The organism is Phytobacter sp. RSE-02 (assembly GCF_040578655.1).
Lineage (GTDB): Bacteria > Pseudomonadota > Gammaproteobacteria > Enterobacterales > Enterobacteriaceae > Phytobacter > Phytobacter diazotrophicus.
The window spans coordinates 393,346-417,915 of record NZ_JBEULY010000004.1; the positions used below are offsets into that span (position 1 = coordinate 393,346).

A 24,570-nucleotide genomic window follows, 5' to 3' on the forward strand; every position below is an offset into this window, starting at 1 on the left:
GGCCAGCATAAAGTGATGTGCTTGAAATCATCTGTCTATTTAGCATAGTCGTTCTTTTACGATCGGAATTGAATAACGTAGTGCTGATGTTGTTATTTTGCCATTAATTACAATCAAAATTTGGCTCATCAAATTGTGAAATTCCCTTCGAGCTTTAAGCGGTTATTTTATTCTGCCTTTAGCGATAAATTATAAGCATCATAAAACAATGGCTCTGCCACCTGGTGACAAGAATATTATTATTTGCTGAATTTTTCATTAAAAACAATACCAGATAAGTGGCAACCTAAAAGGCTTTTATTGTTAAAATATATGCTTTTTAATGTGATCTGCGTCACAAAATTCATTTCGCTGATAACCACAAAATTAGTGCGCCTAATAACAAAGGAAATCAGCATGTTTAATATCCGTAGGATCGAACCGGCTTTTAAAGAAGATATGTATGGTTTCACGCAGAGCCTGCTCAGCTATATCAATGGTGAAACGAATAAAACACCAGATAGCGAAAAACTGCGTGACATAACGCACCGGGCCTATCATCAGGGTGCAGTTGCGGACCAGAAAATTGCCCAGCATGCCCTTTTTATTATTTACCAGAGTGTTCTGGCTCATCCGCTCTCCGCCCCTGCATCCCGGCAGTACGACCCGGCGCTGCTGGAAATTAAAAGAACCATCGAGAATGAATGGCTGGAACATGAGTTCGGGCAACTTTCTCTACCCGAAGAGGTAAATTCAGCCCCGCATTATGGTGATTTTTTAAAAACGGTGTGGCATGCACATAATGCCTCGCATCATCCCCTTTTTGAGTTTCTGGAAAAGGATGCTTCAACGGAGCAACTCTATTATTTCTTCAAAAGCGACAGCGCACTCAATTTGATTTTCTTTGATCTGGTTGCCTATACGCTGATTGGCTCCCAGCCGGAAACCCGCGGTACTATCAGTGAAAACCTGTGGGATGAAATAGGGCATGGTGACAATGTGTTTACGCATGTCAATCTCTATAAGGATGTGCTGGCGCGGCAGGATATAAAACTGCCAGAAAACCATTATATCGACATGTACGGGGCAGAAGCACTGGCCGGACACAATGCCTTCATGATCGGTTCTGTTAACCGCAGCCACTATTACAAACTGCTTGGGGTAATGGCTATGACGGAGGTGCTGGATCCGCCCCAGTATGAAAAACTGGTAAATGGATGTCTGCGTCTGGGCCTTATCGATCGTGATGTGAAATATTATACGGAACACATCACCATTGATATCAAACACGGTGATGACTGGCTTTATAACGTCATTGATGTGATTGCCGGGAAGTACCCTGAGACCCGCCGGGAGTTCTATCTCGGTTGTTTACTGAGGCTACGGACCGCGGAGCGCTATTACGATCAACTGATGCAGAAATTGATGCAACTCTGATGATGATATCGGCCCGGAGGGATCTCCGGGTTTTTGATTATGCTAAACAGGAGTGGATGTGTGGCTTACTTACTGCTGGCGCTGGCCGCCATTTTCTGGGGTGGAAACTATGTTGTGGGGCATATACTGGTTCAGTACGTTGACCCCTACGGGCTGAGTCTGATCCGCTGGGGAGGGACAACCCTGCTGATGCTTTCGTTTTACTGGAAGCGATTCCGCGTCGATTTCGCCTCGATGCGAAAGCATATTCGCATAAACATTCTCCTCTCTTTCCTGGGGCAGGTCTGTTTCCCGCTCAGTTTATACATAGGCCTTCAGTACACAACTTCCCTTAACGCAGCTATCTATATTTCCAGCACACCCTGCCTCGTTCTGCTTATTAACCATTTTCTTTTCCGTGAATACATATCAGCGCGCAATATTGCGGGTGTCGTGGCCAGTACGGCGGGGGTGCTGTACCTCGCATTTTCCAGTGCCAGCGGTAACGGGCGGATGCAGGCTTTTGGCCTGGGGGATGTGCTGACCATTATTTCCGCGTTGAGCTGGGCGTTTTACTGCGCATTTCTGCGTTTTAAAGACACCACGGTAACAAATACATCCTTTGTCGCTTTCAGTTCCCTGTTGGGCACTTTAATACTCGTACCGATGTTTATTCTCCATGCCGCGTTTGCAGAGGCGTATCGGGGCGTTATTTATAGTGTGTCACCCTCTGTTCTCATCGGTATCCTTTATCTGATTATCTTCCCGTCATGGCTGTCGTATGTGTTCTGGAATAAAGGCGTATCGCTGATTGGTACTACCCGAAGTGAGATTTACACCCATCTTATCCCTGTCTCCGGCGGTATTATGGGCGTCGTGTTTCTGGGTAATGAACTACACAGCTACCATATCGTCACACTGGTTCTGATTGTCTCCGGTATCGTCTGCTGTTCGTCCCGACATTCCGTCAATAACCGCCCCGAACAACAGAGTGAGCGCTCATAAGATTGCAGCGCCACCGATATGCCGGGCACGTCCTGGCACGAAGCAGACAGGCCGAAGCGCGGTCTGGTCTGCTATGAGCGAATTGCGAACATATCCAGCCCCGCATCAATGCGATAACGTCAAAACAAAAGTGTGCTTAAATCAGAGATCCCTAAGTCAGAGTACTCGCAGTGATATCTCAGGAGTCTAATGTGCACGTTGAAACATCCCGCTTATCCCTTCGTCCTGTCCTGGCATCAGATGTCGCCGATCTGTTCAGGATTTATGGTGATCCGGCGACGAATATATTTAACCCCGCCGGGCCATACCCGGACATTGACTATGCAAAAGCGGTGCTCATTCGCTGGCTCGACCATTGGCACACTCACGGGTTCGGAAACTGGGCAATATCACTGCGCGATCATCCTGAAACAATCATTGGTTTTGGCGGGCTGAGCATTCGAAGTTACGACGATATTATGATTAATAACCTGGGCTATCGATTCTCAACTGACGCATGGGGAAAAGGCCTGGCCACAGAATTTGCAACCTATGCGCTGAGATACGGATTTGAAAATATCACGTTCACCGAGATTTCCGCTGTCGTAAGACAAAACCATCTGGCGTCGCGCAAGGTGCTCGAGAAAGCAGGGCTACGCTATATCAAAGACATTTATGATGTTAACGATGCGCCGCCAAGCCTTCTGTTTTCACTCACCGTGGATGAATGGCTGAGTAATTCAAAATAGTCTGGATTAACGCCTGCTTAGAGTGTGACGCGGGGGCCGACGACGCCTGAGGAATGCCTTCCGGGAATACTTCCCGAAAGGCTGCAAAGATGATGATTGCATATCTCCCTGAATACGCTTGTACGTATCAAAAGATACCAATCCTTTCGCTGCGCGTTTTTAAGCCAGTCCTGCGCCCGCCAAAGGCTTACAGACATAGACGGTTTCTTTAATGCCGGTTTTAGCTTCGTACTGTGCCGCAACGGCCTCTTTCACCGCAGGCACCAGCGCTTCCGGCACCAGCGCGACCACGCAGCCGCCAAATCCGCCGCCGGTCATGCGCACGCCGCCTTTATCGCGGATGGTGTTTTTCACGATCTCCACCAGAGTGTCGATGTGCGGTACGGTGATTTCGAAATCATCACGCATGGAGGCATGGGATTCCGCCATCAGGACGCCCATACGCTGCAGGTCGCCTTTTTCCAGCGCGCTGGCGGCTTCCACGGTACGCGCATTCTCGGTCAGCACATGGCGGACGCGGCGGGCAACCACCGGATCTAGTTCGTGCGCGACGGCGTTGAACTGATCGATATTCACGTCACGCAGCGCTTTTTGCTGGAAGAAACGCGCGCCGGTTTCGCACTGCTCGCGACGGGTGTTGTACTCGCTGCCCACCAGGGTGCGTTTGAAGTTACTGTTAATGATGACGATGGAGACGCCCTCCGGCATGGAGACCGCCCTGCTGCCCAGCGAGCGGCAGTCGATCAGCAGCGCGCTGCCTTTTTTACCCAGCGCCGAGATGAGCTGGTCCATAATGCCGCAGTTACAGCCGACAAACTGGTTTTCCGCTTCCTGGCCGTTCAGGGCGATTTGCGTACCGTCCAGTGGCAGGTGGTACAACTGCTGAAACACGGTGCCGACTGCCACTTCCAGTGAGGCGGACGAGCTCAGGCCCGCGCCCTGTGGCACGTTACCGCTGATCACCAGATCCGCGCCGCCAAAGCTGTTGTCACGTTTTTGCAGATGTTTCACCACGCCACGCACATAGTCTGACCACTGCTGTGAAGGGTGGGTCACAATGGGGGCATCGAGTGAGAATTCATCCTGCTGGTTGTCGTAATCGGCGGCGATAACGCGCACGGTACGATCCTGACGCGGTGAACAACTGATCACGGTCTGGTAATCGATGGCACAGGGCAGCACAAACCCGTCGTTATAATCGGTATGTTCGCCGATCAGGTTTACGCGCCCCGGCGCCTGGATGGTATGGGTGGCAGGGTAGCCAAATTTTTCAGCAAACAGGGACTGTGTTTTCTCTTTCAGACTCATGGTTAAACTCCGGATTCGCGGAAATGAATATCGCTGACCGCGCGCAGACGTTCGGCCGCCTGTTCTGCCGTCAGGTCACGCTGCGTCTCAGCCAGCATTTCATAACCGACCATAAACTTACGTACCGTGGCGGAGCGTAATAACGGCGGGTAAAAATGCGCGTGCAACTGCCAGTGGCTCTGATCCTGCCGGGTGAAGGGCGCCCCGTGCCAGCCCATCGAGTAGGGGAAGGAGCACTGAAACAGGTTATCGTAGCGGCTGGTCAGTTGCTTAAGGGCCAGCGCCAGGTCGCCACGCTGTGCGTCGGTTAAGTCGGTGATCCGCAGGATATGCGCTTTGGGTAATAGCAGCGTTTCAAACGGCCAGGCCGCCCAGTAGGGCACCACCGCCAGCCAGTGTTCGGTTTCAACGACGGTGCGGCTGCCGTCCTGGCGCTCGCGTTCAGCGTAATCCACCAGCATGGGGGAGCCGTACTGGCGGAAATAGGCGTTCTGCAGACGGTCTTCGCGTTCGGCTTCATTGGGCAGAAAGCTGTTGGCCCACACCTGACCATGCGGGTGCGGGTTCGAGCAGCCCATTGCCGCGCCTTTGTTCTCAAAAACCTGAACCCACGGGTAAGTGCGGCCCAGATCGGCGGTCTGTTCCTGCCAGGTTTTCACCACCGCTTCCAGCGCGCTCAGGCTCAGCTCCGGCAGCGTTTTGCTGTGATCCGGCGAGAAGCAGATAACGCGGCTGGTGCCGCGCGCGCTCTGGCTGCGCATCAGCGGATCGCTGCTTTGCGGCGCATCCGGCGTGTCGGTCATCAGTGCCGCAAAGTCATTGGTGAAGACATAGGTGCCGGGGTAATCGGGGTTTTTATCGCCGGTGACGCGCGTGTTCCCCGGACACAAAAAGCAGTCGGGATCGTGGGCCGGCAGGGTCTGTTTCGCCGGGGTTTCCTGCGCCCCCTGCCAGGGGCGTTTGGCGCGGTGTGGCGACACCAGAACCCATTGATCGGTCAGCGGGTTGTAACGGCGATGCGGATGATCGACCGGATTAAATTGCATCATGATTGACCTTGTTTAAAAGCCCCCTCAGATGAGGGGTAACCGGCTGTGCGGATGTTGCCGTGTGTTTATTCATGGTTTGGCAGGGCAATATCTTTGCTGACACGCAGTCCGTCACTGTCAAAAATCATGCAGTGCTGGCTGTCAAACGCGAGTGTGATTTTTTGCCATGGGCGGAAGTGCACATCGCCGGGGAGGAGGATTTTAATGTTGTCGTGACCATAGCACTGGCCGAAGAGATAGGTATTGTTGCCAAGTCGCTCCACCACTTCGCACTGGAACTCCAGTTGCGTGCCGCGCGTGACATCCGTAGAGAGATGTTCCGGGCGGATCCCCAGCGTGACTTCCGCGCCAGGTTCAAGAGGCGACGTAGTGATTGCCAGCGTTAATGTGTGCCCCTGAGCGAGCGTCACCGTCAGCTCGCCCGGTTGCCACGCTTGTACTGTCGAAGGCAGGAAATTCATTTTCGGCGAGCCGATAAACCCGGCGACAAAGCGGTTTTTCGGGTTGTAATAGAGCGCCATTGGCGAGCCCATCTGCTCAATATTGCCGTAATTCATCACCACGATTTTATCGGCCAGCGTCATCGCTTCTACCTGATCGTGGGTGACATACACCATGGTGGTTTTCAGCTCCTGATGCAGGCGGGCGATATGCAGACGCATCTCGACGCGCAGCTCGGCATCGAGGTTAGAGAGCGGTTCATCAAACATAAACACGCGCGGGTTGCGCACAATCGCGCGACCAATCGCCACGCGCTGGCGTTGACCGCCGGAGAGCTGTTTCGGTTTTCTGTCCAGCAGATGGCTGAGTTGTAAGGTTGTGGCGACCATCTCCACCTGACGGCGAATTTCCTCCTTCGGGACTTTATTGACCTTCAGGCCGTAACCCATGTTTTCCGCCACGGTCATATGTGGATAGAGCGCGTAAGACTGGAATACCATCGACACGCCGCGATGGGCGGGGGCGACATCGTTCATCACCTCGTCGCCAATCAGGACTTCCCCTTCGCTGACCTCTTCCAGGCCAGCAATCATGCGCAGCATGGTCGATTTCCCGCAGCCGGAAGGGCCGACAAACACGGCAAACTCACCGTCTTCAATCGACAGATTCACATTGTTCAGCGTCACCGTGTCGCCAAAGCGCTTGGTGACATTCCTCAGTCGTATATTGGACATCAACGTTCCCCGAAATTAGTAGCCGTTATGTGCAGCGATAAGCGCGTTGTCGAATGCTTTTGTTTTACGTATAACAATCAGGCGACAGGCTTGCTCAACCGCGAAAATTCATGCTCAGACTATAACTTCCAGTGTTTTAGCGCCCTATATCGAATTTCCATTTCTGTTGTGTCTGTCACACAACTGACAGTTAATTCTCGTTTTGTGAGCCACTCAAGCGTAACGTATAACAAATCGAATTGAGCGCATGAATACGTTTTAACCCCAGTGATATCAGGTGATTTTAACGTTGTCTCATCGGGTGTCACACCATGAAAACCACTAAAATGTTATACCTTGACATGAGGGTGATAATGAAAAAGAGAACACTTACCGCACTGATCCTCTCTGCACTGTCTGCCGGCCAGTTTATTAGCCTGTCGGCGCATGCGGCAACAAAACAGCTTAACGTCTGGGAAGACATTAAAAAGTCCGTTGGTATCCAGGACGCCGTCAAAGACTTTGAGCAAAAGTACGACGTTAAAGTGAATGTTCAGGAGATGCCCTACGCGCAGCAACTGGAAAAATTACGCCTGGATGGCCCGGCGGGCATCGGGCCGGATGTGCTGGTCATCCCCAATGATCAATTGGGTGGCGCGGTTGTGCAAGGGCTGCTGGCCCCCCTGAATCTGGACAAAGAAAAGGTTGACGCCTTTACCCCGGCTTCCATCAACGCCTTCCGTCTGGACAACACGCTGTATGGCGTACCGAAAGCGGTCGAAACGCTGGTGCTGATTTACAACAAAGACCTGATCGACAAACCGCTGCAAAGCCTGCCGGAGTGGCTCGACTACTCGAAGAAACAGCGTGAGCAGAACAAATACGGTCTGTTGGCCAAGTTTGACCAAATCTATTACAGCTGGGGCGCTATCGGTCCGATGGGCGGCTACCTGTTCGGGAAAAACGACAAGGGCGGCTTCAACCCGAAAGATATCGGTCTGAATAAACCCGGCGCGGTGGAAGCGGTCACTTTCCTGAAAAAATTCTACAGCGAAGGGGTCTTCCCATCGGGGATCCTCGGTGATAACGGGCTGAACGCCATTGATTCACTGTTTACCGAGAAAAAGGCTGCGGCGGTGATTAACGGCCCGTGGGCTTTCCAGCCGTATGAGGCCGCTGGCGTTAACTACGGCGTGGTGCCGCTGCCAAATCTGCCGGATGGCAAACCCATGAGCTCCTTCCTGGGCGTGAAAGGCTATGTGGTCTCCACCTGGAGCAAAGATAAGCAACTGGCGCAGCAATTTCTCGAATTTATCAACCAGCCGCAGTACGTGAAAACGCGCTATATCGCTACCCGCGAGATCCCGGCGCAGAAAGCGATGATTGACGATCCGATGATCAAAAACGACGAGAAAGCCAGTGCGGTCGCGGTGCAGGCCGCGCGTGCAACGGCCATGCCGGGCATCCCGGAGATGGGCGAAGTCTGGGGGCCGGCAAACGCGGCGCTGGAGCTGAGCCTGACCGGCAAGCAGGAGCCGCAGGCCGCCCTCGATGCCGCCACCAAACAGATCCATATGCAAGTTGAAGCCATGCAGGCCAGTAACCAGTAACCGCTTGTTGTAGCAGAACGGGAGGGCAACCTCCCGTTGTCGAAAAGGAGTCGTACGTGATTATCAGTCCCAGCGAGAATTTTGCCAAAACGCAAGGTGCAGGCCGTCATGCATGGTGCGGGCTGCTGCTGGCCATCGTGCCGGGCTTTGGTCAGTTCTATCACCGTCAGTGGTTAAAAGGCCTTATCTTCCTTGTACTGTTGAGCAGTTTTACCGGCATTTTCTATGATTTTCTGCGCGAAGGACTCTGGGGGCTATATACTCTTGGCGAAGAGGTGCCGCGCGATAACTCCATCTTTTTACTGGCGGAAGGGATCATCAGCCTGTTGATCATCGCCTTTGGCGTGATGGTCTGGTATCTGTCGCTGCGCGATGCATGGATTAACGGTAAAAAGCGCGATGAAGGTAAGCCGCTTAACAGCGTGCGCAAGCAGTATCAAATGCTGCTCAGCGATGGGTTTCCCTATCTGATGATCACCCCCGGCTTTATTCTGCTGGTGTTTGTGGTGATTTTCCCGATTCTGTTCGGCTTCTCCATTGCCTTTACCAATTACAACCTCTACCACACGCCGCCCGCCAAACTGGTGGACTGGGTGGGATTAAAGAATTTCGTCAATATCTTTACCCTCTCGATCTGGCGCTCGACGTTTCTTGATGTGTTGCAGTGGACGGTGGTCTGGACGCTGCTGGCAACCACTCTGCAATGTACCGTTGGCGTACTGCTGGCGATTCTGGTCAATCAGAAAGATCTGCGGTTTAAGCCCCTGGTGCGCACCATTTTTATTCTGCCGTGGGCGGTGCCGGGTTTTGTCACCATTCTGGTCTTTGCCGGGATGTTCAACGACTCCTTTGGCGTGATTAACAACGCTATTCTGGCTTTCTTTGGTATTGCGCCGAAAGCGTGGCTTACCGATCCCTTCTGGACGAAGACGGCGCTGATCATGATGCAAACCTGGCTCGGTTTTCCGTTTGTCTTTGCCATGACCACCGGGGTATTGCAGGCCATTCCTGACGATCTGTACGAGGCGGCGAAGATGGACGGCGCCAGCACCTGGACCCGGTTACGCACGATTACGCTGCCGCTGGTGCTCTATTCGATCGCGCCAATCATCATCACCCAGTACACCTTTAACTTTAATAATTTCAACATTATCTACCTGTTTAACAACGGCGGCCCGGCGGTGGCAGGGGCAAACGCCGGGGGCACCGATATCCTGGTGTCGTGGATCTACAAGCTGACGATGTCCTCATCGCAGTATGCGATTGCCGCGACCATCACCATTTTGCTGTCGATTTTTGTCGTCGGCCTGGCGTTGTGGCAGTTCCGTGCCACCAAATCCTTTAAAAACGACGACATGGCATAAGGGAAGAAAAATGGCTAAATCACAAAGTATCCGCCGCGAAAAGTGGATCCGCCTGTCGCTCTCCTGGCTGGTTATTGTGCTGGTATCGCTTGTCATTATCTATCCGCTGGTGTGGACGGTCGGTGCCTCGCTGAACGCCGGTAACAGCCTGCTCAGCACATCGATAATCCCGGAGAACCTCTCGTTCCAGCACTATGCCGATCTGTTTAACGGCCAGGTGAACTACCTGACCTGGTACTGGAATTCAATGAAGATCAGCCTGCTGACGATGATATTGACCTTAATCAGTGTCAGCTTTACCGCGTACGCCTTTTCGCGCTTTCGTTTTAAAGGGCGTCAGAATGGCCTGATGCTGTTTTTGCTGTTGCAGATGATCCCGCAGTTCTCTGCGCTCATCGCCATCTTTGTGCTGTCGCAACTGCTGGGGCTGATTAACAGTCATATGGCGTTGGTGCTGATCTACGTTGCCGGGATGATCCCGATGAATACTTATCTGATGAAGGGCTATCTTGATGCCATTCCGCGCGATCTGGACGAATCGGCCCGCATGGACGGGGCCAGCAACTTCCGCATCTTTATCGAGATAATCATGCCGCTGTCAAAGCCGATTGTGGCGGTCGTGGCGCTGTTCTCCTTCACCGGGCCGCTGGGGGATTTCATTCTCTCCAGCACCATTTTACGCACCCCGGACAAATACACGCTGCCGATTGGTCTGTACAACCTGGTGGCACAAAAAATGGGTGCCAGTTACACCACCTATGCGGCGGGCGCGGTGTTGATCGCCGTGCCGGTGGCCATTCTCTACCTTGCCTTACAAAAATACTTCGTCTCCGGCCTGACCTCCGGCAGCACTAAAGGATAACCACATGAAAAGATTCACACCCGCTCTGCTTGCTGTTTGTCTCTGTAGTTTGTCCGCCAGTTCGTTTGCCGCCGACGCGTTAAAGACGCGCCCGTTTAGCGGCATGCCCGCCGATTTTATCAAAGGGGCGGATATCTCAACGCTGCTGGACGCCGAAAAGCACGGGGCGAAGTTTTATAACGACAAGAATCAGCCGCAGGATGCGCTCGCTATCCTGAAAGCCAATGGCGTGAACTATGTGCGCCTGCGTTTGTGGGTCGATCCGAAGGACGCTAAAGGCCAGGCATACGGCGGGGGCGATAACGATTTGGCGACCACGCTCGCGCTGGCAAAACGCGCGAAAGCACAGGGCATGAAGTTGCTGCTCGATTTCCACTACAGTGATTTCTGGACCGATCCCGGCAAACAATTCAAACCGAAAGCCTGGGAAAAAATGGATTATCCGCAGCTAAAAACCGCGATCCATGACTATACCCGCGACACCATTGCCCGCTTTAAACAGGAGGGCGTGTTGCCGGATATGGTGCAAATCGGCAATGAAATTAACTCCGGTATCCTCTGGCCGGAAGGCAAAAGCTGGGGGCAGGGCGGCGGTGAGTTTGACCGGCTGGCAGGGCTACTTAATTCCGCCATTGACGGGCTCAAGGAGAATCTGAAAAACGGTGAACAGGTGAAGATTATGCTGCACCTGGCCGAAGGCACCAAAAACGATACCTTCCGCTGGTGGTTTGATGAAATCACGAAACGCAATGTGTCGTTCGATGTGATTGGCCTGTCGATGTACACCTACTGGAACGGGCCGATCAGCGCATTGCAGGCCAATATGGACGACATCAGCAAACGCTACAACAAAGATGTGATTGTGGTGGAAGCGGCTTACGCCTATACGCTGGCCAACTGCGATAACGCCGAAAATAGCTTCCAGGAAAAAGAAGAGAAAGCGGGCGGCTACCCCGGCACCGTGCAGGGGCAATATGACTATATCCACGATTTAATGCAGTCGGTTATCAATGTTCAGGGCCATCGCGGCAAGGGTATTTTTTATTGGGAGCCGACCTGGATTGCGGTCCCCGGAAATACCTGGGCGACGCAGGCGGGAATGAACTATATCAACGACAAATGGAAAGAGGGAAATGCACGGGAAAACCAGGCATTATTTGATTGTCAGGGAAAAGTGCTGCCTTCGGTAAAAGTATTTAATTAACTCTGGTGTTGTAAATTTCAGGACCTTTAATATGAATAAATTTGCGCCTTTAAGCCCGAAGGTTGTCTCGCTATTGCATGGCGCGGACTATAACCCGGAGCAATGGGAGAATTACCCCGGTATTATCGATGACGATATTGCCATGATGAAACAAGCAAAATGCAATGTCATGTCGGTCGGGATATTTAGCTGGTCAAAACTGGAGCCTCGGGAAGGGGAATTTAATTTCGGCTGGCTGGATTCGGTTATTGAGAAGTTATATGCGGCGGGAATTCATATTTTCCTCGCCACACCGAGCGGCGCCCGGCCTGCCTGGATGTCGCAGAAATACCCGGAAGTGCTGCGCGTCGGGCGCGATCGCGTCCCGGCACTGCACGGCGGGCGGCATAATCACTGCATGACCTCTCCGGTCTACCGGGAGAAAACGCTCAAAATCAATACGCTGCTAGCAGAGCGCTATGCGCAGCATCCAGCGGTACTCGGCTGGCATATTTCCAACGAGTACGGCGGTGAATGTCACTGCGATTTGTGCCAGCAAAAATTCCGTGACTGGCTGAAAGCGCGTTACCAGACGCTGGAAAACCTTAACCACGCCTGGTGGAGCGATTTCTGGAGCCACACCTATTCCGACTGGTCGCAAATTCAGTCGCCGTCGCCGCAGGGCGAAGTGTCCATCCATGGGCTGAATCTGGACTGGCGACGTTTTAACACCGCGCAGGTCACTGATTTCTGCCGCCATGAAATTGCCCCGTTGAAAGCGGCGAATGCGCAACTTCCGGTGACCACCAACTTTATGGAGTATTTCTACGATTACGACTACTGGCAGCTTGCGCCAGCGATCGATTTTATCTCCTGGGACAGCTACCCCATGTGGCACCGGGACAAAGATGAGACGCAGCTCGCCTGTTACACCGCGATGTACCACGACATGATGCGCTCGCTAAAAGGAGGCAAGCCGTTTGTGTTGATGGAGTCAACGCCGAGCGTCACCAACTGGCAGCCAACCAGCAAAGTGAAAAAGCCGGGGATGCATATCTTATCCTCGTTGCAGGCGGTGGCGCACGGCGCGGATTCGGTGCAGTACTTCCAGTGGCGTAAAAGCCGCGGTTCGGTAGAGAAGTTCCATGGTGCGATCATCGATCATGTTGGTCACCTTGATACCCGTGTCGGGCGTGAAGTGTGCGCGCTGGGCAACATGCTTGAAAAACTCACCCCGGTGATGGGATGTCGCACCGATGCGCGTGTGGCGGTCATCTTTGACCAGCAAAACCGCTGGGCGCTGGACGATGCCCAGGGGCCGCGCAATAAAGGCATGGAGTATGAAAAAACAGTAAATGAACACTACCGCCCGTTCTGGGAAAAAGGCATTGCGGTAGATGTCATTAACGCCGATGCGGATCTCAGCCGTTATCAACTGGTGATCGCGCCCATGCTTTACATGGTTCGTGAGGGGTTTGCGCAGCGCGCCGAAGCATTTGTCGCGGCGGGCGGGCATCTGGTTACCTCTTACTGGACCGGCGTGGTGAATGAGAGCGACCTCTGTTATCTCGGTGGTTTCCCAGGCCCGCTGCGCAAATTGATTGGCGTCTGGGCCGAGGAGATCGACTGCCTGGACGACAATGAGCGCAATCTGGTGCAGGGGCTGGCAGGGAACGATGCCGGATTACAGGGGCCGTATCAGGTGCGCCATCTGTGTGAACTGATTCATGCCGAGAGCGCCAAACCGCTGGCTACTTATCGGGATGACTTCTATGCCGGCCGCCCGGCGGTGACGGTCAATCAATTTGGCAAGGGTAAAGCATGGCACGTTGCTTCACGCAACGACCTGGCGTTCCAGCGCGATTTCTTTGCCAGCCTTATTGATGAACTGGCCTTGCCGCGTGCCGTTGAGCAGGATTTCCCGCCGGGGGGTGTGGCAACGGCGCGTACCGACGGGGAAAGCACGTTTGTTTTTATTCAGAACTTTAGCGCCCAGCAGCAGACGATCACCCTGCCACAGGGCTATCAGGACTGCCTGTCCGCCGCGTCCGTCAGTGGTTCGCTGGTGCTGACGCCGTGGGATTGCCGTGTTGTTCGCCGTCAGGCGTAATGTCTGACTTATACGCCTGCCCATTCGGGCAGGCTTTTTTTTATCTGTTGAAAATCAGGAGTCGATGATGGTGAGTCTTAAATCTTTCCTGCACTACTTCTCTGAACCGAAAAATACCGCGGCAGTGCCCATCAGCGAAGCTGAGCTGCAATTGATCCAGCGGCTGGCAAAGGCATTTGGCGGTGCGGAGAACATTGAGACCGTAGATGCCTGTCTGACCCGTTTACGGGTGACAGTGAAAGATCTGTCCGTTGTGGATCCGCAGGGGCTGCAACATGAAGGGGCGCTGGGGGTGATTATTCTCGGTCAGCAAGTCCATGCGATATTTGGCAAACAGTCAGATGCGCTGCGAAAATTACTGGATGAACATTTCTTTTCCCGCACATAAATAAAAAGGGATACCCGTGAGGGTATCCCGAAATACAAAAAAGAAAAGCCAAGGCAATATAAATACTGTCAGGTAATAACCCGGCAGTTCTCGGAGATAAATAACGAGGGTAATGCATTAATAAACAAAATCATCTCGCGTTATATCGCGACGGCAGCACTGGACATAACCACGGGCTTATACATGTAAGCAACCGGTATTAACAGATGTGGCCAATTAAGCGATAACGGGAGTGACAATGTTTATTTACCACCAGGCTTCAACCTGTACGCCAAAGTTCCAGGTGTTATTTTTGGTGCCATCTTCAAATGATTTGCCATTTTCTGAATCATTTAAATAGGAAGCAAAGACACGTAGCTCAGGGCGTGACATAAATTCCGGTCCATCTGCCAGACCCACCGCGAAGGTGTATTTTTCGCCGCTCTGTTTGTAGTGGGTACCGTTTTTGTAGTCATCTTTCTGGTAGAAGCCACCAACTTCACCGATCAGGCGCACGTAGTTGGTCATCTGATACTGCGCGCGGCCCACCAGTGAAACCAGACGGGTTTTGTCGGTATATTCCGTAATGTCGTTAGCAGAGCCGTAGGTCAGCACGTGGTTCAGCGAGAACTTACTGGTAATCGGAATGAGCCCGGTGTTGATCACACGGTAACCACTGGCGTCGTTCACATAATGCCACATGTCATACCAGCCGCCGCCCTGCGATACCATGTTCTGCGCCAGCCCTTTGTTGGCATATTGCAGCACCAGTTTGTTGTAGCCGCCAAACATATCCTGACTGATTTCGCCGGTCACCATCACACCGTCATCCGCTTCGTATAAGCCACCGTACTCTTTCTGCTTTTTCGTCGGATTTGGCATCGCGTAGTCAATGCCGAACTCGGTCCAGGCGCCTGACCACGGCTTCCAGCCCGCATAGCGAACGTCGATATAGTTGATATTGACGTCATTGTCATTATCGACGCGGTAATCAACGTCATTGGCATCACCCCGGATCCAGGCTACCGAGACCGCACCCGGCCCGACGCTGTAGTTTTCAATCCCCGCGCCGGAACCGGAGATGTTCCAGTACTTGGTATCGATGATGTGCAGGTCGTGACGCTGGTAGTAACGCTTACCGCCCCAGATGACCGCATTGGGATCGTTGGGGATAAGCCCTTTAATTTGCAGGTTCAACTGGCGCAAGCCGAATTGCGCATCGTCGCCAATGGTGGTTTCGTTGTCGTTAGAACCGTCGGAAACCATGCTGACCATACTGTCGAGGTAAAAACTCACGTCATCTTTTTTATAGACTTCTGAACCCAGTTCCAGCTCACCGTAGGTATCGGTTTCGTTACCCAGACGACCCAGTTTGTTCTTTTGCCACTCAACCTGTCCGCCATCGCCGGACACGCCTACACCGCCGCGCAGGTAACCGTGAAAGTCGATAGGGACAGATGTCGCAGCCAGCAAAGATGTTGAAGTCAGCGCAGTGGCTAACGCAAGAGAGAGCGTGCGTAGCGTAGTGTTCATATCATTCCTCTTATTGTTTTGTATTACGTTCACATAAACAGTGTCATAAAATGCCTAAATGTAAAAACAGGCAAACTAACGATTGTGAATATGTGATTAACTGCAAATAAATCAGCGTTTTTTGTTACCGTTAGCGAATCTGTTCACAATGTTGGAGGTTGTGAGCGTCATACTTATTTTGTTAAAATGAGGCGAGGGGATGCGTGGTGAGCGTTTTTTCAGGCCGCCCCTGTTACACTTGGCGTATAACAACATAAGGAACCGGACCATGAAGTCTAAAAGTGCAACGCTGGAAGACGTAGCCCGTCATGCGGGTGTCTCCTACCAGACCGTGTCCAGGGTACTCAACAAATCTGCCAATGTATCCGAAACCACGCGTTTAAAAGTGGAGAAATCCATAGAGTTATTGCGTTATGTACCGAACCGGCTTGCGCAGCAGTTAGTGGGTAAGCAAAGCCAGACCGTCGGTCTGGTGACCACCTCTCTGGCACTCCATGCCCCTTCGCAGGTGGCGGCGGCGGTGAAACGCTACGCCAATCTCGATGGCTACCAGGTGTTGATTTCAATGATCGATGAGAACGTCAATCAAGACATTCAATCCGCCATCAACGAACTCAAATCACAACTGGTAGATAAAGTGATTATCAACGTGCCGCTGGAAACCGAAGAGGCCCAGCGCATCGCGGCTGACAACGATGACATCGTTTGCCTGTTCCTCGATGTCGATCCCTACAGTTCCGTGTTTAACGTTTCGTTTAACCCGGCTGACGGCACCCGTGCCAGCGTCAAACACCTTTATGAACTGGGTCATCGGGAGATTGCGCTACTGGCCGGGCCGGAAACCTCCGTGTCAGCCAATCTGCGGCTCAAAAGTTGGATCGATACGCTTAACAGTTATGGCCTGAAACCGGTGACTGTTTTTCATGGCTCCTGGGATGCGCAAAGCGGTTACGCGGGCGCGTTACAGATGTTACGTGAAACACCGAATTTCACCGCCGTGCTGGTGGGGAACGATCAGATGGCGCTCGGCGTGCTGAGCGCATTCCATCAGCATCAGGTCGCCATTCCGGGGGAGAAATCAGTCGTGGGGTATGACGGGACCTACGAAAGTTCGTTCTTCCATCCGGCGTTGACCACCGTTTCGCTGGATCTCGATTTGCAGGGCAAGGAAGCGGTGCGTCGTCTGCTTGATAGCGGCCACGGCGATTCAGCGCGCAGTTCGTCTGTGTTGCCAGCAAAGCTTATCGTCCGCCACTCCACCGGGGCAGTGCAGGAGCAGGGGATTAACCTGCAGGATATCGCCCAGCAATTGCAGGAAATTGCGCATAAGTTGTGGAAGTAACGTTCAGGCGTCTGACGCTGAGGCGTTCCATAGCAAAAGCCCGCCGCGTTTTGCTGAATCCATTTGAACAGTGCTAATACGCTATGGATTCGCAAAACGCTCTGTTTATTGCCTTAGAGAAGCGTTGGCTGTCCGTGCTGTTATTGTTTTATCTTACCTCGCTAACCGCTCGATAATGAGCCCTGGATTACATTCCAGGTAGGGCACTTTTAAATATATTCATTCAGGAATGTAAAATTGCGGATAAAAAGTAACCCGAGCCTGGCTGCAAAAACTTTTCACCATATTTAACCATGCGTTCTTTTACACATGAAATACAAAATCTGTTTTTTGAAACCCTGCATTTGATTAAAAAATAAAGTCAGTTGTTCAAACTCACAGTCAAGTTTTTTAATGGGCCAGTGAGTGGAGACGATGATTTCACATGGCTATTTAATTATTGTTTAAATGTTAAATGATACATTAACAGTTTATGATGAAAGAACGGCATAAATAAATGCATGGATTACCGAGAAAAGAAACAAACGGAAACACTCAGAAACACTATAACCCATTCAGAATAAAAATACTGTATCTTTGTATCTTCCTCTGCCTTTTACTTTTAATCATAAGGCTCGCAGATATTCAAATAATAAACCGTGACATGCTTGAACATCAGGCAGACATGCGTTCTTTACGAACTGTCACTATTGCAACAGTTCGCGGGACTATTACCGATCGCGATGGTAATCCTCTGGCAGTCAGTGTACCCACCAGAGATATCGTTGCCGACCCGGTAAAAATTATTAAACTATCAGAAAATATGAATAATCCGGAATGGCAGGAACTGTCATCTCTTATTGATACTTCACCTGAAAATTTACAACGAACTATCACAATGCACCCGGACAAAAAGTTTCTGTTAATTAAACGGGGTATTGATTTTCAAACGGCAACCGCCATTACAAACCTTCATCTGCCAGGGATAAGTGAGCAATTTGCTGAAAGGCGGTTTTATCCGCAACGTGAGACAGCGGCTTCGCTGATTGGGTTTGTTGGTTCTGGAAATTACGGTTTAACGGGATTAGAGAATAGCTATAATAAAATCCTGCAAGGTGTGTCGGGGAAAAAAAATGTACGCCTGGACTCTTTTGGCCATCCAGTATCCGTTAGCCAGTATACAGAACCTCAGCAGGCTCCGAAGGTACAACTGAGCATAGACAGTTATGATCAATTCTCTGCCTATAATGCATTAAAAATGGGTGTATTGCAGAATAAAGCAGATTCAGGGGCCGCTGTTCTTGTCAGAATAGATACCGGCGAAATACTGGCTATGGTGTCATACCCGTCCTTTAACCCCAATAATTTATCTGATGTGACACCCTCGGAAATGCGAAATATTTCAGTTAATGACAGTTTCGAACCCGGTTCGACAGTCAAACCTTTTGTGATTCTGGCTGGTCTTGAGAATAACATTATTAAGCCAGATTCATTATTAGTTACCACTCCTTACCGTGTAAATGGGCACCTGATCCGTGATGTAGGGCGATGGGATAAACTCTCAATCACCGGGATTTTGCAAAAATCGAGCGATATCGGTGTTTCCCACATTGCTCTTGCTATGCCGGCTGCGGTACTTGTCAGGATGTACAATAGCTTTGGCCTCGGAAAAGCGACCGGATTGGGTTTACCGGGAGAAAGCATAGGCTATTTCCCCCTCCATCGGCGCTCATGGAGCGACATTGAGCGTGCGACTTTTTCATTTGGTTATGGTCTACGGGTAACCCCACTTCAGATTGCGAGAGCCTATGCCACATTAGGCGATCAGGGAATATACAAGAATTTATCTATCACGAAAGTTACACCTCCCGTTGAAGGAACGCGTGTGGCCGATCCTGGTCTGACCCAGACTGTCCTTCATATGATGGAAAGTGATGTCCTGCCTGGAGGAACAGGTGTAAAAGCGGCGGTGCCGGGATACTGCCTCGCGACCAAAACGGGAACAGCGGAGAAATTAGGTAAAGAGGGTAAATACAATGCCGGATATATTAACTACATGGCTGGCGTTGCTCCTGCAACACATCCGTTGGTCGCTTTAGTGGTTTTAATCAATAATCCTACCGCCGGGTCGCATTATGGTGGGGCGGTTGCCGCTCCCGTATTCGGTAATATTTTAAAGTCTGTTCTTCCGCATCTGAATGCCCAACCGGATTGCATAAAATAACATATCCGGATTGCCTTACAGGAGTCACAAGCTTGCTTCTGACACAGCGCTGTCTTTTTACACCTGCAATTCAATGATGCGGGTGTCATGCGCAAAGAGAATTACACCGGGAAGTGACTATCGGCAGGCATGAAGCCTGCCGGCTTTTACTTATCACTATGACCGCTGCGGTGAACCAAATTTTGCAGCAATCATTTCCGATGTGGGTTGTATTCCCCCAAGATTCCACTGTTCCGGTTCATGCTCGTCAATTCGGACCCATACCGAACGCCGAAACTCAGGATCGCCTTTTCCCTCAATTTCAACAATAAGGTCAGTCATGCGACGTAGAAGTTCATTTTTTTGCTCCGGGCTCAAAATCCCTTTGATGGTTTGCACATTTACGAAGGGCATTGTATTCTCCTTAATTAGCTAGGTCTTAAAATCATACTTAGGTTAAGAGGCAAATCTACACATGTCAAAAGATAATTCATTACCGTACCTGTTACCTGAACTTTGCGGGCTTGCTGCGGCAGCAGAACTCCTTGGCGATCAATGGGTTTTGTTAATTCTAAGAGAGGCTTTTTACGGGGTGACGCGCTTTGAAACGATGCGCGCACATACAAAAATTGCAAAACAGACACTGGCAAACCGATTAAAAAAAATGACTGAACTCGGTCTGCTTTGCAAAATCCCTTATCAGGAAGAAGGGACACGTGAACGCTATGAATATGTTCTCACACCCAAAAGCCGATCGCTGGCACCGCTGCTTATTTCCCTGATGGAGTGGGGGCATAAAAATATATTGCATGATGAGCCACATATTTCCTTAGTGGATAAACGTACGGGGGATGTCGTACACAGTGCCTTCGTGTCAACAAAAGGTGATGTCGTTGAGGCTAAAAATCTGCAGATAGTGCCTTTAAAACGTTAATTTGCCTGTTAACGTTGTTGCCGCGGTTTTTGAGGGTGAATTAAAAACTCACATTTTACTTCCATCTCAGGGACTGCTCAGAAAAGCCTGGCGGAGGGGCTACCAGGCGCGAGAAGCCGAGATTCCGTCATCTGCTGACGCTAACGTGGCCGTCTTCATGTCCTCACATGATTGATATAAGCCTGTAAGCCTTCTGCGAGAATATCGAACACTGTTTTACAGGCCTTGCTATGGCGCAAGTCCTCATGCATCACCAGCCAGGAATCAAGATGAAACGCAAAGAAATCAGGCATCACTCTCTTTAACGGAACAGGGAAATCGGCCAGTTGAACCTGACACATGCCTATACCCGCACCGGCGCGGATAAGGTTCAGTTGCGCCACATCATTGTCAGTGCGCACGGTAAAGCGTTCACGATTTAACTGAGGAAAATGTTTTAGTGCCTGTAAAATAAAGGGCGTCGTTTTATCAAAGCCCACAAGCGTATGGGTGAACAACGCGTCAATACTCTCCGGTGCGGCGTGGCGTGCCAGATAGGACGGCGAGGCATGCAGACCAATTTCAATACTGCCTAACCGACGCGCAATCAGTTGTTCCTGCACCGGTGTGCTCATGCGTACCGCAATATCCGCTTCCCGGTTCAATAAATCCTGCATTCGGTTAGACAGCACCAGTTCAACGGTAAGTTGCGGATAATCTTCTTTAATTCGCGCAATCAGGGGTGGTAGCACCTCAGTGCCGATGATTTCGCTCGCCGAAACGCGAACCACGCCATGTAAGCCGGCGGAGTGGGCACTGAAGCTGGCAGCCGAACGCGCAATCATACTGGCGGTGTTTTCCATCGCTTGCGCATGGCCTTGCAGCGCGGCTGCCGCATCCGTGGGTTGTAGACCCGTTTGCGAACGTGTAAACAAAACCAGACCAAGGGCGGATTCCAGTGCCGCTATGTGACGCCCCGCCGTGGGCTGGGTGATGGAAAGCATGCGCGCTGCCCCCGAGAGGGAGCCTTCTTTCATCACCGCCAGGAAGGTTCGATACCATTCCCATGGAATATTTAGCTTCATACAAAAATGCATACCTGCTGTCTGATGTTATGCAATTACATTTAGCTCGCACAGGCACTACGATGTCAAGCAGACATCCGGCAGAGGTAAGACAATGAAAAACCCAAACAAGGTACTCATCCTGGGCGCAACAGGCGGAATCGGTGGCGAAATCGCCCGTAAACTCATCCGCGAAAAATGGGACGTCCATGCGTTGCGTCGCAGCGCCCCGCAGAATGAAGAGCAAGGGAGCATGACGTGGATAAAGGGTGATGCGCTGAATGCTGAGCAGGTCGCGGCTGCCGCGTCAGAGTGCAGTGTGATAGTCCATGCTGTTAATCCGCCAGGTTATCGAAACTGGGAACAACTGGTTTTGCCAATGTTACAGAACACCATCAGTGCCGCAGAGAGAAATGGTGCATTAATCGTTCTCCCCGGTACCGTTTACAACTACGGTCCGGACGCCTTTCCACTCTTGCGGGAAGACTCTCCCCAACATCCAGTCACCCGAAAAGGGGCAATACGGGTGCAAATGGAGAAGGCCTTATTCGCTTACGCGCAGCGTGGCGGAAAGGTGCTGATTCTGCGCGCCGGTGACTTCTTTGGCCCTGACGCAGGCAACAACTGGTTTTCGCAGGGATTGATCAAACCGGGGCAACACCCGCGGATAATTAAAAACCCTGGCAAAGCCGGGACAGGCCATCAGTGGGCCTATCTGCCGGATGTCGCCGAAACGCTGGTTGCGCTGTTGGCGCGTCGCGATCAACTCGACTCTTTTGCCTGTTTTCATATGCGAGGACACTGGGATGCCGATGGTACGGCAATGGCCGGAGCCATACAGCGTGTCGCGCAGCTTGCGGGTGTTAACGCGAAGGTAAAAACATTTCCCTGGTGGCTCATCTCGGCGATGGCGCCTTTCAACACCACGCTGCATGAAATGCAGGAGATGCGCTATTTATGGGAACAGACAATACAGATGGACAACGCAAAACTGATCGCTTTTTTAGGCCACGAACCGCATACCCCGCTTATTGAGGCTGTGCGTAGCACTTTAATCGGCCAGGGCTGCATCGATCAGGCGTTATTCACACGGTCGTGAGCGGATCTCTTGCGTCTGGCGGCCAGGTCTGCCGACGCAACACTGCCGGGCTGGTTGATAATATCGCTCAGTTGAACAGTTCCAGTCGCAGCAGGGCGGTGATCCCGCTTTGGCGCAGGCCGCCGCTAAGTTTCTATACCGTTTGTGGCGTCAGCCGATAGTGTGACTGTACCAGACCCGACGGGAAGCTGCGGCTTGATAACAGCGTCAAATCGATATCCTGGGGCAGGGATCCGAACAGCGGTTTTCCCGAACCGAGCAGGACAGGGACGGTAGTGATAACAATATCGGCGACCAGCCCTTCGCGCAGGAATGACTGGATCACCTGCCCGCCATCGATATAGACGCGATGTGCGTTCTGCGCTGCCAGGTCAGCAATGACCTCCTTTGGCGTGCGGCATGAGAACTGCACTTTGCCCTTTAGCGCCTCGGGCACCGGCGTATCGGTTAGCTGTCTGGAGAGCACCAGCACGGGGTGATCATAAGGCCACTGGTCAAAGGTCAGCACCTTCTCATAGCTCCCTCGACCCATCACGATCCAATCTTTGTCCGCGATGAACGCCGCATAACCATGATCTTCTGTCGGGTCATCGCGCTGCAACAGCCAGTCGATATTTCCATCCTCTCGGGCGATGTAACCATCAAGACTGACTGCGATAAAAACGTGTATGCTGACCATCAAGTGCTCCCTGTTCAGGCTGTATATATCGCGTTGAGTGACGTTGGCATCATACAGCAAATACATTGCTACCAAAATTGCCTTGCCCGCCTCAAATATAGCCATGAAACCAATGTCATGGTCGTTATTAATGGCAATGGTTTAGTATTTATATTAACTGAGTGCCGCGCTGTTGTGTTAATTGCGAAATGAACATTAAATTCAAAAAATTACATATGATGAGTAAAACTCACAATAATCGTGATTTTAAACAGTTTTCAGCCCCACAGGGATATTTTGCGAACTGGCTGAGATCAAATAAGCGCATGCGCAAATTATTCCTCGAAAGAGGATACTCTGTGATACGCAGACTTATTCCTGGGTATCGTCTGGCGAGACAAGACGATGCATGACCAGTGTAAAAGAGCAGCCTTGTTGCGAACTGTCGACCGACATGTGCCAGCACAGATGTTCGACAATGCGCTGAACAATCGATAATCCAAGCCCTTCGCCATGTTGAGGAGAGCCAGACTGAAAGCGCTGAAAATGGTGAGGTGAAATGCTGGACGGCAGCCCTGGACCGGTATCCGTGACCGTTAACGTGGCGCCGCGTAATGTCAAAAGAACTTCGCCTTCAACGGTGTACTGGCACGCATTGCGCAGCAGGTTCCATATGACACTGCGTGCCAGTTCAGCGTTGGTCGCCAGATGGGTTTCCTGCGGCGCGTCCAGCCTGAGTTCGACTTTTTTTCGTGCCAGCCAGGGCTGGCAACGCGCCATGCACTCTTCGATTAAGGGGCGTAGCGAGACATTGGCGATGGGAAGCGTATGCGGATCCCGCGAGAGTAAAAGCAGGCATGTCAGTTGCCGCTCCATTTCCTGCGTGGTGCGCACGGCGCGCTCGGCGACGGGCACTAAATGACTGTCAGCAGGCAATTGATGCACCAGCGTTTCTGCGGCACCACCAATGATAGCCAGCGGTGTGCGTAATTCATGGCTGGCATCGCCCGCAAAACATCGCTCACGGTGCAAGAACCGCTCAAGTTCATCACTGTGTTGGGCAAATGCGCGCGCCAACACGCCGATTTCATCATTAGAATCCATGAAAGGTAGGGGCTTCTGGTTAAGTTGTACTGCGTTCGCCAGCCGGGTTATCGGAACGGTAACGCGTGCTGAGGTGAGGCGTCCCATCCAGAATGCACCCAGGATACACACCGCAATGACAAGCGGTGCGAAACCGTCGATCAGCAACTCAAGCCCGGCGTAGGGTTCGCCATCCTGCAGAAAATAGAAGCGCTGTGCATTGCGTTCAAAGACCAGCAGGTGGCGGTAGGACGACGCTTCCAACAGGTGGTAGCCCGGTGCGTACCGGAGCAAAGCATCGGGGGCGGTTTGGGCGTCATACAGCAGGCTACCGGCGGGCAGGGTTGGCACTACGCCACTGGCAACCTCTTCTTTCAGATGCGGTGCCGCCTCGTCGAGGTTTTCTGTCATTGCCCAGGCTCTGAGCTCATCGTAGTCAAGCTGTTCGGCTACGACAAGAACCGCCATGACGGCTACCATCAGCAGGACAAACGAAACAGTAATACGCGTTTTGAGCGTCATCTGACGGTAAAGGGATTTCATGATTACTGGGCTGCCCTG

21 protein-coding genes are annotated in these 24,570 nt (G+C 51.8%); 13 read left to right on the top strand and 8 right to left on the bottom strand.

Features of this window, described 5'->3' with window-relative positions:
* The first annotated feature begins 396 nt into the window (after positions 1-396).
* The 3 genes from ABU190_RS12035 to ABU190_RS12045 all read left to right on the top strand — a co-directional run bounded on the left by ABU190_RS12035 (position 397) and on the right by ABU190_RS12045 (position 3,128).
* On the top strand, positions 397-1,416 hold the full coding sequence (locus ABU190_RS12035) for an iron-containing redox enzyme family protein (protein WP_354691482.1): 1,020 nt from the start codon (positions 397-399) through the stop codon (positions 1,414-1,416).
* Positions 1,417-1,476: 60 nt separating this feature from the next.
* Positions 1,477-2,400 (top strand): DMT family transporter, encoded by a 924-nt coding sequence (locus ABU190_RS12040; RefSeq protein ID WP_354691423.1) that lies wholly within the window; start codon positions 1,477-1,479, stop codon positions 2,398-2,400.
* A gap of 191 nt (positions 2,401-2,591) precedes the next feature.
* On the top strand, positions 2,592-3,128 hold the full coding sequence (locus ABU190_RS12045) for a GNAT family N-acetyltransferase (protein ID WP_354691424.1): 537 nt from the start codon (positions 2,592-2,594) through the stop codon (positions 3,126-3,128).
* A 159-nt stretch (positions 3,129-3,287) separates the two neighbouring features.
* Here ABU190_RS12045 and galK read toward each other — a convergent pair whose 3' ends face one another.
* The 3 genes from galK to ugpC form a co-directional block, all read right to left on the bottom strand.
* The gene (gene galK / locus ABU190_RS12050) at positions 3,288-4,436 is read right to left on the bottom strand and encodes a galactokinase (protein WP_354691425.1); all 1,149 of its coding nucleotides are present in this window, start codon (positions 4,434-4,436) and stop codon (positions 3,288-3,290) included.
* 2 nt (positions 4,437-4,438) lie between these two features.
* Positions 4,439-5,485, bottom strand: a complete 1,047-nt coding sequence (gene galT, locus ABU190_RS12055; protein WP_354691426.1) for a galactose-1-phosphate uridylyltransferase — start codon at positions 5,483-5,485, stop codon at positions 4,439-4,441.
* A gap of 65 nt (positions 5,486-5,550) precedes the next feature.
* Positions 5,551-6,660 carry a sn-glycerol-3-phosphate ABC transporter ATP-binding protein UgpC gene (gene ugpC / locus ABU190_RS12060; RefSeq protein WP_354691427.1) on the bottom strand — a complete coding sequence of 370 codons (1,110 nt, stop codon included), beginning with the start codon at positions 6,658-6,660 and terminating at the stop codon, positions 5,551-5,553.
* 353 nt (positions 6,661-7,013) lie between these two features.
* Here ugpC and ABU190_RS12065 point away from each other — a divergent pair, with 353 nt between their 5' ends.
* The 6 genes from ABU190_RS12065 (at position 7,014) to ABU190_RS12090 (ending at position 14,156) form a co-directional block, all read left to right on the top strand.
* Positions 7,014-8,249 carry an extracellular solute-binding protein gene (locus ABU190_RS12065; RefSeq protein WP_354691428.1) on the top strand — a complete coding sequence of 412 codons (1,236 nt, stop codon included), beginning with the start codon at positions 7,014-7,016 and terminating at the stop codon, positions 8,247-8,249.
* A gap of 56 nt (positions 8,250-8,305) precedes the next feature.
* A complete protein-coding gene (locus ABU190_RS12070; RefSeq protein ID WP_039078788.1) occupies positions 8,306-9,613 on the top strand; it encodes a sugar ABC transporter permease in 1,308 nt (435 codons plus the stop codon).
* Positions 9,614-9,623: 10 nt separating this feature from the next.
* Positions 9,624-10,475 carry a sugar ABC transporter permease gene (locus ABU190_RS12075; protein WP_039078789.1) on the top strand — a complete coding sequence of 284 codons (852 nt, stop codon included), beginning with the start codon at positions 9,624-9,626 and terminating at the stop codon, positions 10,473-10,475.
* Positions 10,476-10,479: 4 nt separating this feature from the next.
* Positions 10,480-11,679 (top strand): arabinogalactan endo-beta-1,4-galactanase, encoded by a 1,200-nt coding sequence (locus ABU190_RS12080; protein ID WP_354035928.1) that lies wholly within the window; start codon positions 10,480-10,482, stop codon positions 11,677-11,679.
* Between the two features lie 31 nt (positions 11,680-11,710).
* The gene (locus tag ABU190_RS12085; protein WP_354691429.1) at positions 11,711-13,768 is read left to right on the top strand and encodes a beta-galactosidase; all 2,058 of its coding nucleotides are present in this window, start codon (positions 11,711-11,713) and stop codon (positions 13,766-13,768) included.
* 67 nt (positions 13,769-13,835) lie between these two features.
* Positions 13,836-14,156, top strand: coding sequence for a PTS transporter subunit EIIB (locus ABU190_RS12090; RefSeq protein WP_354691483.1), 321 nt, complete (start codon positions 13,836-13,838; stop codon positions 14,154-14,156).
* A 246-nt stretch (positions 14,157-14,402) separates the two neighbouring features.
* Here ABU190_RS12090 and ABU190_RS12095 read toward each other — a convergent pair whose 3' ends face one another.
* Complete coding sequence (locus ABU190_RS12095) at positions 14,403-15,668, bottom strand: maltoporin (protein ID WP_039078793.1); 1,266 nt, start codon at positions 15,666-15,668, stop codon at positions 14,403-14,405.
* A gap of 268 nt (positions 15,669-15,936) precedes the next feature.
* Between ABU190_RS12095 and ABU190_RS12100 the strand changes: the two genes are divergently transcribed.
* Together ABU190_RS12100 and ABU190_RS12105 are read left to right on the top strand one after the other, a co-directional pair.
* Positions 15,937-17,010 carry a LacI family DNA-binding transcriptional regulator gene (locus tag ABU190_RS12100; protein WP_354691430.1) on the top strand — a complete coding sequence of 358 codons (1,074 nt, stop codon included), beginning with the start codon at positions 15,937-15,939 and terminating at the stop codon, positions 17,008-17,010.
* Positions 17,011-17,506: 496 nt separating this feature from the next.
* Complete coding sequence (locus ABU190_RS12105; protein ID WP_354691431.1) at positions 17,507-19,213, top strand: penicillin-binding transpeptidase domain-containing protein; 1,707 nt, start codon at positions 17,507-17,509, stop codon at positions 19,211-19,213.
* Between the two features lie 156 nt (positions 19,214-19,369).
* Here ABU190_RS12105 and ABU190_RS12110 read toward each other — a convergent pair whose 3' ends face one another.
* The gene (locus tag ABU190_RS12110) at positions 19,370-19,606 is read right to left on the bottom strand and encodes a tautomerase family protein (RefSeq protein ID WP_354691432.1); all 237 of its coding nucleotides are present in this window, start codon (positions 19,604-19,606) and stop codon (positions 19,370-19,372) included.
* A 61-nt stretch (positions 19,607-19,667) separates the two neighbouring features.
* Here ABU190_RS12110 and ABU190_RS12115 point away from each other — a divergent pair, with 61 nt between their 5' ends.
* The gene (locus ABU190_RS12115) at positions 19,668-20,126 is read left to right on the top strand and encodes a helix-turn-helix domain-containing protein (protein WP_354691433.1); all 459 of its coding nucleotides are present in this window, start codon (positions 19,668-19,670) and stop codon (positions 20,124-20,126) included.
* 155 nt (positions 20,127-20,281) lie between these two features.
* On the opposite strand, the gene ABU190_RS12120 is transcribed toward ABU190_RS12115, so the two are convergent.
* Complete coding sequence (locus ABU190_RS12120; RefSeq protein ID WP_354691434.1) at positions 20,282-21,190, bottom strand: LysR family transcriptional regulator; 909 nt, start codon at positions 21,188-21,190, stop codon at positions 20,282-20,284.
* A gap of 94 nt (positions 21,191-21,284) precedes the next feature.
* Between ABU190_RS12120 and ABU190_RS12125 the strand changes: the two genes are divergently transcribed.
* Positions 21,285-22,268, top strand: coding sequence for an NAD-dependent epimerase/dehydratase family protein (locus tag ABU190_RS12125; protein ID WP_354691435.1), 984 nt, complete (start codon positions 21,285-21,287; stop codon positions 22,266-22,268).
* Between the two features lie 133 nt (positions 22,269-22,401).
* Here ABU190_RS12125 and ABU190_RS12130 read toward each other — a convergent pair whose 3' ends face one another.
* Both ABU190_RS12130 and ABU190_RS12135 read right to left on the bottom strand, forming a co-directional pair.
* Positions 22,402-22,947, bottom strand: coding sequence for a dihydrofolate reductase family protein (locus ABU190_RS12130; protein ID WP_354691436.1), 546 nt, complete (start codon positions 22,945-22,947; stop codon positions 22,402-22,404).
* A 351-nt stretch (positions 22,948-23,298) separates the two neighbouring features.
* Positions 23,299-24,552, bottom strand: a complete 1,254-nt coding sequence (locus ABU190_RS12135) for a HAMP domain-containing sensor histidine kinase (protein WP_354691437.1) — start codon at positions 24,550-24,552, stop codon at positions 23,299-23,301.
* Positions 24,553-24,570: the final 18 nt, after the last annotated feature.